Source organism: Pollutibacter soli (assembly GCA_029269725.1).
GTDB classification, from domain to species: Bacteria; Bacteroidota; Bacteroidia; order Chitinophagales; family Chitinophagaceae; genus Pollutibacter; species Pollutibacter soli.
This window is the reverse complement of the sequence record JARJHS010000004.1, coordinates 395,970-410,090: the sequence shown is the minus strand read 5'-3', so window position 1 is coordinate 410,090 and position 14,121 is coordinate 395,970. Positions and strand designations below refer to the sequence as shown.

Annotated in this window: 12 protein-coding genes; 5 read left to right on the top strand and 7 right to left on the bottom strand. The window is 40.6% G+C overall.

Annotated features, from left to right (window positions below):
- Window positions 1–76 precede the first annotated feature (76 nt).
- From purQ to P2W82_RS12715, 4 genes are all read right to left on the bottom strand, one after another.
- Entirely contained in the window at window positions 77–757 is a 681-nt protein-coding gene (gene purQ / locus P2W82_RS12730; protein WP_336516273.1) for a phosphoribosylformylglycinamidine synthase subunit PurQ, read from the bottom strand.
- Between the two features lie 83 nt (window positions 758–840).
- Window positions 841–1,908, bottom strand: coding sequence for a DUF4421 family protein (locus P2W82_RS12725; RefSeq protein WP_336516272.1), 1,068 nt, complete (start codon window positions 1,906–1,908; stop codon window positions 841–843).
- A 171-nt stretch (window positions 1,909–2,079) separates the two neighbouring features.
- Window positions 2,080–3,069 carry a hypothetical protein gene (locus tag P2W82_RS12720; protein ID WP_336516271.1) on the bottom strand — a complete coding sequence of 330 codons (990 nt, stop codon included), beginning with the start codon at window positions 3,067–3,069 and terminating at the stop codon, window positions 2,080–2,082.
- 15 nt (window positions 3,070–3,084) lie between these two features.
- Complete coding sequence (locus P2W82_RS12715; RefSeq protein WP_336516270.1) at window positions 3,085–4,608, bottom strand: hypothetical protein; 1,524 nt, start codon at window positions 4,606–4,608, stop codon at window positions 3,085–3,087.
- Between the two features lie 194 nt (window positions 4,609–4,802).
- Between P2W82_RS12715 and P2W82_RS12710 the strand changes: the two genes are divergently transcribed.
- Window positions 4,803–6,782 carry a KUP/HAK/KT family potassium transporter gene (locus P2W82_RS12710; RefSeq protein WP_336516269.1) on the top strand — a complete coding sequence of 660 codons (1,980 nt, stop codon included), beginning with the start codon at window positions 4,803–4,805 and terminating at the stop codon, window positions 6,780–6,782.
- A 123-nt stretch (window positions 6,783–6,905) separates the two neighbouring features.
- Here the strand turns inward: P2W82_RS12710 and P2W82_RS12705 are convergent, their stop codons facing one another.
- Both P2W82_RS12705 and P2W82_RS12700 read right to left on the bottom strand, forming a co-directional pair.
- The gene (locus tag P2W82_RS12705; RefSeq protein WP_336516268.1) at window positions 6,906–7,595 is read right to left on the bottom strand and encodes a LytR/AlgR family response regulator transcription factor; all 690 of its coding nucleotides are present in this window, start codon (window positions 7,593–7,595) and stop codon (window positions 6,906–6,908) included.
- Window positions 7,592–7,996 carry a hypothetical protein gene (locus P2W82_RS12700; RefSeq protein WP_336516267.1) on the bottom strand — a complete coding sequence of 135 codons (405 nt, stop codon included), beginning with the start codon at window positions 7,994–7,996 and terminating at the stop codon, window positions 7,592–7,594. Before P2W82_RS12700 ends, P2W82_RS12705 begins: the two co-directional genes overlap by 4 nt.
- 80 nt (window positions 7,997–8,076) lie before the next feature.
- Here P2W82_RS12700 and P2W82_RS12695 point away from each other — a divergent pair, with 80 nt between their 5' ends.
- Window positions 8,077–10,227 carry an ATP-binding protein gene (locus tag P2W82_RS12695; RefSeq protein WP_336516266.1) on the top strand — a complete coding sequence of 717 codons (2,151 nt, stop codon included), beginning with the start codon at window positions 8,077–8,079 and terminating at the stop codon, window positions 10,225–10,227.
- Between the two features lie 48 nt (window positions 10,228–10,275).
- Here P2W82_RS12695 and P2W82_RS12690 read toward each other — a convergent pair whose 3' ends face one another.
- Window positions 10,276–10,989: a LolA-like protein gene (locus P2W82_RS12690; RefSeq protein WP_336516265.1), complete on the bottom strand. Its 714-nt coding sequence runs from the start codon at window positions 10,987–10,989 to the stop codon at window positions 10,276–10,278.
- A gap of 127 nt (window positions 10,990–11,116) precedes the next feature.
- On the opposite strand from P2W82_RS12690, the gene ade reads away from it, so the two are divergent.
- From ade to P2W82_RS12675, 3 genes are all read left to right on the top strand, one after another.
- A complete protein-coding gene (gene ade, locus P2W82_RS12685; protein WP_336516264.1) occupies window positions 11,117–12,766 on the top strand; it encodes an adenine deaminase in 1,650 nt (549 codons plus the stop codon).
- A 149-nt stretch (window positions 12,767–12,915) separates the two neighbouring features.
- The gene (locus P2W82_RS12680) at window positions 12,916–13,728 is read left to right on the top strand and encodes a LiaF transmembrane domain-containing protein (RefSeq protein ID WP_336516263.1); all 813 of its coding nucleotides are present in this window, start codon (window positions 12,916–12,918) and stop codon (window positions 13,726–13,728) included.
- A gap of 10 nt (window positions 13,729–13,738) precedes the next feature.
- A complete protein-coding gene (locus P2W82_RS12675) occupies window positions 13,739–14,095 on the top strand; it encodes a DUF4288 domain-containing protein (RefSeq protein WP_336516262.1) in 357 nt (118 codons plus the stop codon).
- Window positions 14,096–14,121 lie beyond the last annotated feature (26 nt).

Below are 14,121 nucleotides of genomic sequence, written 5' to 3'. Positions count from 1 at the left end.
ATAGAATAAATGCAAAATTGGCAAATCAATTTAAAAAAATTGCCTAAAATTAGTTTCAGACTTCAAAAAAGTGATCTTATACCAGTTCAGGTACTTTGCTGAAAAACAACGCATTAAAGATTTCTCTGCCGTCGTTGTTTCCAAGAAGATCGCTGCAGGCCCTTTCCGGATGAGGCATCATTCCAAACACATTTCTATTGGCGTTGCAAATACCGGCTATATTCCTCAACGAACCGTTGGGATTTGCTTCGGTAGTCACTTCCCCTTTTTCGTTAGTATAGTAATAGAGTACCTGCTTATTTTTTTCGAGTTCGTCGAGAGTCTGTTGATCTGCATAGTACCTTCCCTCACCGTGTGCAATGGGAATTTTATAGACCTGCTCACCATCTTCCGTTTTCAGAAAAACATTTTTACAAGCAAACTGCATATGAGCGTTCCTCAATAAAGCACCTGGCAGTAAACCCGCTTCGCAAAGAATCTGAAAACCATTACAAACCCCGAAAACTTTTCCTCCTTTGTTAGCGAACTCTATCACGCTTTGCATCATCGGGCTGAATCGGGCGATTGCACCGCAACGCAGGTAGTCACCATAAGAGAAACCACCAGGCAACACAATACAATCATCAGTGGTAAACATGCTCAGGTCATCATCTTTGTGCCAGAGCGTTATCACTTCCTGGTTAAGATCATTTTTTAGGGTTTCGATCATGTCCCTGTCGCAATTTGAACCTGGAAATACCACTACGCCAAATTTCATGCTGCTTGATTTTTGAAGCAACAAAGTTAAGCTTTTAGCGCTTCATCTTTTTAAACAATACTCAGGAACGCGGTGTTGCAGATCTAAAAAATCTCATCAGTACTGGCCGGAATCACTTTTTCGAGATTGCCGAATCTGAATCCGACAGTCATTACGAAACGGAAGTCGGTATCGGAAATAAATGAAGGATTTAGAGATATATGCGTGGTTTCGTGAGAGATATTAAAATTGGTATAAAGTCCTGGAGTATTATATCCAAAATTAACCTGGCCTGCTGCGCCTAACAGAAGGTTCATCTTATTATGAGAGCCGCTTGAAGCAGTATAGAAATTATAAGCCATCCCGGCACCCACAAAGAGCACCGGGGACACATAAAGTTGTCCATCAAAAAAAGTAAAATTCATACCATAACCCGGCATCATCAATAAACCGGGACCGCGCAGGTATTTTAAACCCACCTGGTTTCCATAAAGGGGTTCAAGGTCTTTATCTGGTGTTACCAGGCCCGTTGGCGTTTTCAGGTTATAATAAAAAAGGTCGGCCTTAGCCAGGAAAGAACCTGCTGTTTTCCTTTGTATTTCATTTTGCAGGAAAGAAGCCCTGAGGGAATACCGGTCTTCATTGAATATATAGATCATCTGGGCTCCGGTCTTGAACATACTCACATCAGGATTTGAGTAAAAACGTTTTAAGGGGTCTCCAACGACCAGTCCCCTGCCCTGAGTCAGGTAATAGCGGAAGCCAAACTTTCTGCCTGTGTAACTGAAAGCCAGTCGGAATTGCTTTACATCCTGGTAGATTGAGTCTAGTTTTCTTTTGTTAGGAAGTGAAAAGCTAAGGTCAAGATTGATAATTTTGTAGGTAACTCCCAGGCCTATCTGATCAGTAGTATTTTTAAAATAACCGCGGTTACTCAGGCGGGATATTTCTTTTAGTGAGCCGAACTCCAGCCTTGAATTCTGTGCTCTGAAAAATCCACGTACTTCATTAGCTCTTGTAAATTTTCCAATATACCTCGGATCAGCATCTCCCGGGTCGGTAACTCCATCCATGTTTTTCAGTGTGTCCACTTTCAACATCTGTACCTGTGTAAAAGCAAATACCGGAAATACATTGAAAATTAATATAATAAGGTGGACTTTCAGGCGCATGGATTCACAGGAGCTGATTGGTTTTGTATGGTTTTTCTAAACTGAATTTACCCCGGTTTATTATAAAAGTTCCGGCACCATTTTCCCTAAATCCTGTTAAATACCGCACATAATGCCGAAAAGGCACAAAATTAAGGCGTTACTATTTAATTGGACTGGATTTAACGAATTCTAAAAGCCCAGAAGAGCCCAGTTTAACGCGAGAACAAAAATCACCATGAGCCAATGCAGGATGACAGGAAAATACCGGCGTTTCGAAAAATAGAAGGCGCCTGCGTGAAAAACTGCAAATGGAAGTGCTGAGAGGATCCAGTATTCGAAGGTAGAACTGGAGTTAATAAAAGGCACCAGCATAGCTAACAAGAGATACACCAGCATCAGGCTCCAGTTCTTCCTGACCTGGATCAACATTCGAAGAATACTTCCCTGGATGATAAATCCACTGATCATAAAAGGAATTACCAGTAATAACAATCCGCCCCAGGCCCAGATGGTTTGCTGAAAAGTCGGGTAGGAAAGCGTTACAGAAGGGAGAATTTTTTTGATATTCCAGTCATTTTGTAAAAACATCCAGGCAAAAAGAAAATAATAAGGGATCATGATTCCCAACAATCCGACCATCCATTCAACCAAACGAAAAGGCCGCATGATGAGTAATGCAAAGAATATAAGTAGTAAAAACGCAAGCGAAGGAAAATAGAAGAATGAACTAACCCCTAAAACGAACCCAACGTTCAGAAGTAAGAGTTTGGCCTTGGGATAGCTATAAAGAATACTCATCCTGGAAAAAATCCAGATCAGGAAAGTATTTACTATCAATGTTGAAGACAGCTGCCACCATTCCGGAAAAAAAGATGTGATGAGTAAGTAAGACATTGCTGCAAGAAAACTTGGCTTTGGCAGAAGTCTTCTGTTGTTCACCATAGTATTCAGCATTATCGATTGCACAAAAACGAGTACATATGCGAACAAGGAATAAATAACAGGGGACGATTTCCCTGCACTTTCCATTGATCTCAACAGTGAATGGTAAAGAAACCCGTCGGTAGGCTGAGCCACGGGTATATGCGGTTGCAGAAAAGAAGCATATTTAAGGATCAGTCCGTAAAAAAACAGGAAAATGATCCCGAAAGGGTTGTAATCCCTGAAAACTCCGACCACAAGCAGTTGTTTTATTTAAAAGTCTAGCTTGGCAAAACAGATATAGTTCCTGTTCATACAGGGTAAAACAATTTCCTTCAAACCTACCTGTTTTCCAAACCGCGGCATAAACTCATATCCTTTGTCCAGGTTTCTGAGTGTAGGATCTTTTTTTATTTCTCCACTTGCATTCGCTGTAACACTGTTCAGCATTCTCTCTCTTCGTTCCAGCTGGTTAAAAAGGATTCGCACTTCACTGCCGGTATTGAAAAGCTGATAGGAAAGATACATATCCGTGTTATCGTCGAACTGTGTTTTTCTTATTGCATTACTCCAAACCAGGTTTCCCGCTTTGTTGAAATAGAATATCATGATATTTTCTGCAAAATGCCTCGTGGCAGATCCATACCTGTTGTATGGATCCCAACCGCGATAATAGTTGTTCAACCCCCCGTACGGAGAATAGTAGTAATCATAAGGCATAAAACTATTGTACCCGTACAGGTAATCATACCTGCTCCACCCTGATGCGCGGGAAGTCGTATAGTATAGTTCGGCAAGTACGGCATATCCTCCATCGCGAGTCGGAATTATCTGTTTGATAAAGTAATCATTAAACGCAACTTTCAACGAACTGTTGTCCGATCTTGCGTCCATCCTTAATGTATCTCCGAAAGGAAATGTAACATCGGTAAGGACTTTCCTGTCATTCTTATCCCAGATCACACTGTAGAGTCCATCAATATTTCCTCTTTTCTGTTTATAGTAAAAGGAGGAAAAAATAATATTCTTATTGGTATTGTCCGGTTTGATCTTTATTTCGTCAAGCGTTTTATCCGTCAGCGGGAAATTGGTGTACTGAAGTGTATCTTCATTTGCTCTTTTTAAAACGAGGTCGAAGTTGTTGATATAATCACGATTTCCGGTGCGTCCGCATCTTCCAAAAACCAGGTCACCATCGTTATCCAGGAGAAAATCTGTAAACAAATCTTCGCGGGCAGAACCGCTCATGGTGATATTGGACTTTTTCTGCAATTCGAGATGGTTGTTGTATAGTAATGTCGTTAACAGAAAGCTCTTTTCATTTTTCTTGTTGATCTTAAAGACCATAATCTTCTGCTTGTCGTCGCTGGCTACCGTGGTATATACTTTACTTTCGTTGGTAGAAGGCAACTGGGAAGTATCGAGCACAACAGGGTCTGTCATTAATTTTCCTTCGCCATTCATTTTTACCATTGCGCAAAACATTACGTTGCGTTTCTGGTATTGATAGATCATGTAGTAAAAATCAGGATACGCCACAAAATCGACATTGTACACCCGGTCTGGCATAAATTCCAGCTTGGTTTTCGATTTCAACTTCATGTCATTGAAATAAACGGCAATATCGTTACGGTTTCGGTAGTTTTTGTAGATATTAATATTACCACCTACTTTACCGATGATTTCAAAATTCATCTGACGATAGTCATCTTTCTCTATGTCAGAATAATAAATTCTTTGTGCGGGCAGAATATTAGCAAAAAGAAGGAAACATAAGGCAAGAAACAATTTGTTCATTAACGTCGGCTTTTCGTCACTAAAAATACGTGATGTACTGCAATTAAGTCATTAATCAAAGATTAAGGCCCGGGAAATACAGGTATTTTTAACGTTATGCATGTATAATGAATAGGGTTTTAGGCGGTTCATTTTTTTTCCCTATACCTTTGTCGATAATCTAACTTACCCAAAACGATTAATCACCTGAAAAAGTGGGCACAAATCTGAATAAGGTAACAGGAGCAGGACTCCTGATCGCCTTAGGGATCATTTACGGAGATATTGGTACTTCCCCATTGTATGTATTTAATTCAATTATTACTGACAGGGTCATAACTGAAGACCTGATCATCGGAAGTCTGTCGTGTATCATCTGGACGATCACTTTACAGACTACAGTCAAATATGTAATCCTTATACTTCGGGCTGACAATCGTGGGGAGGGTGGAATTTTTGCACTCTATGCTCTTGTCCGGCGCCGGCGAAAGTGGTTGGTGATTCCGGCAATGATTGGAGGTTCAGCGCTTCTTGCCGATGGAATCATTACCCCTCCTATTTCTATCACTTCTGCTATTGAAGGTCTTAAAAATATTCCCCGGCTTCATAATATCTCGAAAGACACCATTGTATACATCGTGTTGGGTATTATGGGTCTTTTCTTTTTTCTTCAACAATTCGGCACTGCATCAATAGGTAAATTGTTTGGGCCTATCATGTTTATCTGGTTTTCTACCATTGCGATACTGGGCGTAATCCATCTGGCAGATTATGGTGCAATCTTTAAATCATTCAATCCTTATTATGCATTTCAGCTGATCTCGGAGCATCCGAATGCGATCTGGCTGCTGGGTGCAATTTTCCTTTGTACGACAGGGGCCGAAGCTTTGTACAGCGATCTCGGGCATTGCGGTCGCGGAAATATCAGGATATCCTGGATTTTTGTGAAGTCCTGCCTGTTGCTTAACTACCTTGGCCAGGGTGCAAATCTTCTTGCAACAAGGAAGGGTTTACATATAACAAATGCATTGAAAGAGCAACTGAACATTAATGCCTTTTACGATATGATGCCGGAATGGTTTGTACTGATCGGAGTGATCATTGCAACCTCTGCTGCAATTATTGCGAGCCAGGCAATGATCAGCGGATCATTTACACTGATCAGTGAAGCTATCCGACTTAATCTTTGGCCAAGATTAAAAATCAATTATCCTTCGGAGGCCAAGGGACAATTGTTCATACCATCATTGAACAACCTCATTTTTATTGGCTGTTGTGGTGTGGTGCTGTATTTCCGTGAATCTTCACGTATGGAAGCGGCCTATGGTCTTGCTATTATTATGACTATGCTGGCAACAACAATTTTGTTTGCAAACTTCCTTGTATTACATCGCGTAAGGCCCGTGCTGATCTATGTATTTCTCCTTTCCTACCTCAGTATAGAAATACTCTTCCTGGTAGCACTGCTGCAGAAGTTTACGCATGGAGGATATATCACCCTTCTTGTCGGTATGCTGATGTTTCTTGTTATGTATATCTGGTACAGATCAAGAAAGATCAAGAACCGTTACGTGGAGTTCGTTCGTCTGGATCATTATCTGCCGTTGCTTCAGGAACTCAGTAACGATGCTACGATCAACAAATATTCAACGCATCTTATTTATTTGACGAGCGCAAATAATCCAAAAGAGATTGAGCATAAGATCATACACTCGATCCTCAATAAAAAACCTAAGCGCGCGGATATTTACTGGTTTGTACATGTGGACACGCTGGATGATCCATATACATGCGAGTACGAAGTACAAACCATTATTCCAAACGAAGTTATCCGTGTTGAATTCAGGCTTGGTTTCAGGATTGAACCGAGAATCAACCTGATGTTCAGAAAAGTGGTTGAAGACATGGTGAGCAATAAAGAAGTCAATATCGTCAGCCGCTACGAAAGTCTGCAGCGAAATAATATCGTAGGCGATTTCGAATTTGTAGTACTTGAAAAATTCCTGAGCCAGGATAATGAACTTCCATTCTGGGAAAGAGTTGTAATGAAATTGTATTTCTGGCTCAAAGAAACCGCACTTTCAGAAGAACGTGGTTTTGGCCTTGACCCCAGCAATGTTAAGGTGGAAAAATTCCCGTTGATTGTATCTCCGGTTACTAATCTGAGGTTACAAAGGATAAATACCGAAGAGTGAAACGTTAAACGGTGAACGTTGAACGTAGAGTCTGCGGATGAATGCTGCTGCCGAAATGCTGGTTTGAAGACCTGAGTGACCTTACATTACCAGAGGCTAACGTTTAACGTTACACGTTCAACATTAAACTATATTCAGTTTCTGCATTACCCTCGCCTTGTGCGCCTTACTGATCGGGATCATGGTTCCTTTGATATACAAAGAATTCTCCTGGATATCATCGATGCGGGAAAGATTTACGATATAAGACCTGTGCACTTTCATAAAGCGCAACGGATCAACTTTTGTTTCCAGGTTTTTTATCGTGTTGTGCGTGATGTATTTTTTTTCCGCGGTGACGAACTTTACGTAGTCACCCATGCTTTCAATGAAAAGGATATCATCGTTTTTGAGGCGAATCAGTTTGCCATCAGACTTAATAAAAATATGATCGCGCTCCGAAGATGAATCTTCTTCTTCTTTTTTTACCTGTACTTTTTGCAAAGCTTCCAGAAATCTTTGATAAGTGAAAGGCTTTTTCAGGTAGTCGGTAACGTTGTACTGAAATGCATCGTAGGCGTATTCCGTTTTTGATGTAGTGAGGATAACCTGGGGTGTGTATACCAGCCGGTCCATCAAATCAAAACCCGTTGCCCCGGGCATCTCAACATCCAGGAATATCAGATCGACTAAATTCTCGGATAAATAATTCAATGCATCTTCTGCATTGAGAAAATGTGCCTGCACCTCAACCAGGCCACTGCGTTCACAAAACTTCCTTAGAAAATCAGCCGCCGTCTGCAGATCTTCTACGATTACGCTTGAATACTTCATGCACGCTGTTTGTTATAATCGCTGAGTTTACCCTTTTCCTCACTGATTTTAACCGATGCTTCCCAAACGATAGTTTTCACATTCTCAAATGCCAGTTCAAGACTTCCGATATCACGAAAATGAATACAGTTGTCTTCAAACTGCTGGATATTATCCTGGACTTCCATCAGACCTACATAACCAAACAAAGGTTTAATCCGATGGAATATTTTCCGAACCTCAGTAAAGTTTTTTTCTCTGAAGAGTTTCTCTGCTTCTGAAACTTCCTGGTCAATCTGAATCAATGCCGAATGAAATACTTCTTCTGCTGATCTCATATCATCGCCATATAACTCGTTAAGGAACTGATGATCGAAATGGCTGGAAAACTGGTAGATTTCCTGTGGGCTTCCCTTCATCATAAATCACAATTTTCGGTTTATAATAGCGTTTTCATCTGGTCTCTCACAATCGTTTCTAATTGAATACCAAGGCTCCGCGAATGAAAACGAACATATTAGAAAGTATATTATCCTTACAGGCAACTATTTTGAATAGTGGGATCAAGGAAAATACCACTCTCGAAAACAGGAAGAACATATTGAGGCTCAATCTGTTCCTCAGTTTCGCCTTTGGCGTCGTGCTGATCAGCCTTTTGTTCAATTTTCTTAACGGCTTGTATTTCAGTGCTATCGTCAATATAGCCGGCGCATTTTTTCTGACCATCTCTTTTTTTGTAAATAAAGATGGCCATTTCAATACCGCTAAGCGTGTCGGGATCATGGCGCTGAATGTTTATCTTTTTGTAATCAGTTATGTTGAAGGACTGAGGTCTGGTCAATATCTTTTGTTCTTCCCGCTCCTCCTCGCACTTGTATTTGTAATCGATATCAAAAAAAATCTGCAGGAAGTGATCAGCACCAGTGTCATTACCCTGCTTACGACGGTAATGATTTTTATCCTGGTCCCTTATCAGAATAACCTGCAAAAAATTCCGCAGGATCTTTATAGTGGCCTGTTCAGTACTAACCTCGCACTAGCGCTTTTACTAACCTCTGTTTTTGCATATTTTATTTTAAAAACGCTCGAGACACACGAAGAAAAAATACTCGAAGAAAAACTTCTTGCAGACACCATTTTTAATACTTCGCTTGACGCAGTATTTACTGTAAATGCTTCCAACCTGCTCATTACCGACTGTAATAAAAGAGCATTGGAAGTTTTTTCTTATCCCGATAAAAAAACCGCTGTTGGGAAACCAGTGGAGTCGCTTTTAGGTTCCCAGGTACTTGAACAAATAAACAGTTTCAGAAATAATCATTTTGAAAAGCACTCGCCATGGTATGGAAATATGGATTTTGTAAGAGAGAATGAAGTACTTTTTTTCGCCTATGTAAATATAGTTCCGTTCAGACATCAGCATGAGATGTACTGCAAGATCAGCATACTCGATATCACCGAAATTAAAATAGCTGAATTCGAAATCATCAAAGCAAAGGAACGCGCAGAAAAAGCAGCATTGGTTAAATCCAGGTTTCTGAGCAATATGAGCCATGAACTCAGAACTCCACTGAATGCGATCATCGGTACATCAAATATTCTTTTACAGGAAGAATCACTTGATAGTCAGCAGGAGTTTTTCTCAGTATTGAAGAACTCTTCAGAACATATGCTGCAACTGGTAAATGATATACTTGATTTCAGCAAACTGGAAGCTGGCAAAATGGAGCTCGAATTGTCTCCATTCAATTTAAAGGCTTTCCTCATTGCGGCGGTTCAGCCATTTCATTCCAGCATCAGCAAAAGCAAAGTACAACTGGAATTAAGGATCGATGAAGAACTGGATGCAGAAATCATGGGTGATGAGATGCGTTTGAAACAGGTGTTGAATAATCTTTTATCCAACGCAAAAAAATTCACCGAAACAGGAACGATCACCGTTACTGCCAAAAGAGAAATGATAAAAGAAAATAACCTGGTTGTTTCCTTTTCTGTAAAAGACACAGGCATTGGAATTTCGTCGGCAAAAACGAGACAGATATTTGACAGTTTCACGCAGGCAGATACCGAAACTACAAGAAAGTATGGCGGTACCGGATTAGGACTTGCCATCAGTAAACACATCGTTGAAAAAATGGGCGGCGAGATTAAAGTGAGCAGTGAACCCGGGACGGGAAGTGAGTTCTATTTTACTATCGCGATGAAAATTAAAAAGGCTGGCCGTACCAGTGGAAACCAGGGCAACAAAGAGCTTGGGGGAATGGCGGGTCTGAGAATTCTACTGGCCGAAGACAACCCGGTTAATATGATTGTAGCCAAACGCTTTCTTGAAAAATGGCAGGTGACCGTGGATGAAGCAGTCAATGGTGAAAAGGCGCTCGAGCTTTTTAATGGCAATGCTTATGATCTGTTGCTTATTGATCTTGAAATGCCACTGATGGATGGCGCACAGGCGGTATCGGAGATACGTAAACGAAATAAAACTATCCCAATCGTGGCATTTACTGCAGCGGTGTATGATAACATGTATAATGATCTTCTTGAAAAAGGATTTTCTGACTTTATTCCAAAACCTTTCCGACCGGAAGAACTTCATAAAAAAATTCTGCAGCTTACGGCTTACGATCGACTTCAGAAATTCAAATATGGTTAAAAAAAAACCCGGCATCTGCCGGGTTTTCTATTGATCTGTTAAGAGAGATTATTGCGTCACTTTAAACACTGCATCTTCAATCTTTGGATTCACTTCTATTTTGGATACTACAATCGGTGCAGGTCCTACACCTTCAAGTGTCATGGGAACAAAAATTCCTTCGGGCAGTTTTGTATAGTTACTCATGATGGAAGTTTGTTCTATCTCCTGACCATTTGCAGAAATTTTTGCAGTGGCGCGAACGATATAAAATGTTTTCGCATCGATTAAGAAATTTACCTGTGAACCATTCTTGCGGGTTACTTTAAGTTTGTACCCTTCAATGCCATCAACTGTTTCTTTCCCAACAAGTTCAACCTTATGTCCCTTTGCTTTGTAGTCAACCAGTTCCCCCTGGATGTCAAGCTGATTCTGTCCGGCTTTTATTTCTTCATCTGATAATGCTTCCGGAGCTGCCTGGCCCATGATCGGGAAATACTTCCATCCACCTTCAGTAGTGATGATGTTATAATTTACAGTACCCTGGAAGTTGATCTCACTTTTTGTTGCTTTATTGTTCACCTGGTAAATAGTAACAGGAATGTCGTTTCCCTGCACATTTATATTGGCCTCCATTTTCATCGTGTTTACCTTCTTCCAGTTCGCTGCTCCTCCAATCGCATCCAGGTGTTTTGTAACAACTTCATCAACTGTTTGTGCATTTACAAAAGACACCAGGAAAAGAGCAATCAAAGCAAAAGATGCAAATTTTAAAGCTTTCATGTTTGAATTGTGTGTTTTAAATTTTTGATTCATTAACTATTCAGCTAACAGTTTCACAAAATCATTGGACATTCAAATATAAGTATAGGTTACCATCTGAAGATTTCTTTAATCCTTAACTTCAAATATGAATACCCAGTTAATAGACGGAAATCTTGTCGATTGCAGCAACAGAACTATAGTACCGGCAAGACTTCATTTCAAAGACGGCTTGATTTCAGCCGTTGAAAAATTACCTCACATAAACCAGGAACATCTTCCATTTTTACTTCCTGGTTTCATCGATAGTCATATTCACATTGAAAGTTCTATGCTGGTGCCGTCTGAATTTGCAAGACTTGCTGTTGTGCATGGAACAATCGCTACCGTCAGTGATCCGCATGAAATTGCCAATGTCTGCGGAATAGAAGGTGTCAGATTCATGATTGAAAACAGTCGTCTGACACCTTTTAAATTTTATTTTGGAGCACCCAGTTGCGTGCCTGCTACTACTTTTGAAACAGCAGGCGCGACGCTTGATGCCACCGCAGTTGAACAATTACTTGATCTCCCGGAAATAAAATACCTGAGTGAGATGATGAATTTCCCGGGTGCGTTGCAAGGTGACCCCGAGGTTTTGAAAAAAATCGAAGCAGCGAGAAAAAGAGGAAAACCTGTTGATGGTCATGCTCCAGGACTGAGAGGCGAAGATGCAATGCATTATATATACCGCGGTATCAGCACAGATCATGAATGTTTTACTGAAGAAGAAGCGTTAGACAAATTGAAATATGGAATGAAAATTCTCATACGCGAAGGCAGTGCTGCAAAAAATTTCGAAGCGCTGATCGATCTGCTGAAAACTCATCCTGACAGCATTATGTTCTGCAGTGACGACAAACATCCGGACAGTCTGGTCGATGGTCATATTAACCAGATGTGCGCAAGGGCAATCGCAAAAGGACACGATCTCTTTGATGTTATAAGAGCTGCCTGTTTAAACCCCCGGGAACACTATAAACTCGACACAGGTAAATTGAATGTAGGAGATCCGGCAGATTTTATTCTCGTCAACGATCTTAAAAATTTCGAAGTCAGAGAAACCTGGATTAATGGAGTTTGTGTAGCTTCAGAGGGGAAGTCACTCATTGATATTGCCAGGACTTCTCACCCACGAGTCAATTCTTTCCATTGTTCAAAAAAACAACCTGCGGATTTTGAATTCATTTCTACTACCGGTAATGAATATAAGTTCCCAATTATCGAAGCGCTCGACGGGCAAATCGTGACCGGAAAATCCGAAGGTCAACCTTTACTTCATGAAGGTAAATGGATCAGCAATGTCGACGAAGATATTCTGAAAATTGTGGTTGTCAACAGGTATCATGAAGCTCCCATCGCAAAAGCATTTATCAAAAACTTTGGATTGATAAAAGGAGCGATTGCTTCGTCTGTCGCTCACGATTCTCATAACATAGTTGCCGTTGGGACAGATGATGATTTTATTTGCAAAGCAGTCAATCTTATCATCGGCGACGAAGGTGGCATCAGTTGTGTCAACAATGAAAATGAATGGTTTTTACCACTTCCCGTGGCTGGCTTAATGAGTTTTGAAGATGGTTATCTTGTTGCCAAAAAATACACCGAAATTGACGAGGCAGCAAAATCAACGGGATCAAAATTAGGTGCACCATTCATGACATTGTCGTTCATGGCATTACTCGTCATTCCAAAATTGAAACTGAGCGACAAAGGCCTGTTCGACGGAGAGAGTTTCCGGATTATCGAACCCGTATAATTTCTCTTTTTGCATCAAATTGAAAATTTCGCCGCCCGGCAGAGCTTGTTTACCGAGTACACTGCCCGGATTTGCCTTTTACGCATTTGAGACCGTAAATTCAGAAATTAGTTTTGAGGAAACTTGAAATAATGGATAACAGTTATTCTATGGGCAGAAAACTTAAAAACAGGCAGAATACAGGTTGGGTGGCAATCCCTTTCCTGATAGTCGGTGGAGTGTTGTTAATGGATCGCATCGGATTTTATTTCCCGGATTGGTTTTTTCAGTGGGAGATGATCGTAATACTGGTGGGTCTTTTTATAGGATTTAAAGATGGCTTCAGGCATGGTGCCTGGTTGGTGATCGTTGCTGTGGGTGCTTTCTTTTTAATCGACGACTTTATACCACACCTGCGACTTGGCAGATTTATTCTTCCGGTAATTTTTTTAGGAGTAGGTTTTTTGATCCTTACCAGGTCTAAGGCAGATAATACGACGAATGAAAATCCGCCTCCAGTGAAAAACGATGATAATATTTCTGATTACGGTGTTCGCACAGAAACCGATGAAATATTTCCAGAAGACAAAACCGCTCCGGAAGAAAAGAACCGGAGAAGTGCAGGTATACCTTTTACTGACAACATTCTTGAAGTTGTTTCCATTTTCGGCAATGTGCGAAAAAACATCATGTCGAAAAATTTCAGAGGCGGTGAAATTGTAACTGTGTTTGGTGGTGCAGATATTAATCTCATTCACGCAGATTTTAATGAAACCACAAATATTGAAGCTGTCAATATTTTCGGAGGTACCAAACTATTTATTCCTTCCTCATGGGAAGTCAAATCAGAAGTGGTATCAATTTTTGGGGGAGTTGAAGACAAAAGGCATTTTTCCAGCTTGTCAGTAATACCGGAAAAAACTTTAGTGTTGCAGGGATTCTGCATGTTTGGCGGCATCGAAATAAAAAGCTATAACCGTTGAAACTGAAGCTATGAACTGGTACCTGGCTAAAATGGTTTACAGAATACATTGCGGGAACTACAACAACAACTCTCAGTTTGAAGAACAGCTGCGTTTGATTAGTTCGGATTCTGCTGCTGAAGCGTTTTCAAAAGCACAGGAAATGGGACGCTCAGAGAGCACTGCAGACGGGCTGATGAGTTCAGTAGTACAATGGAAATTTATCAACGTCTCAGAAATTTATCAGATCAATCAATTCATAGATGGTGCCGAAATATTTTCTTCATTGAAGGCCGAGGAGAACGGCACTTTGTATGAGCTTATGACGAATAAAAGAGCAGAATTACTTCGCCAGAATATTGAACAACATATACTTGATATTTACTGATGGCTGTGCAGTCGCCAATTGCAAAC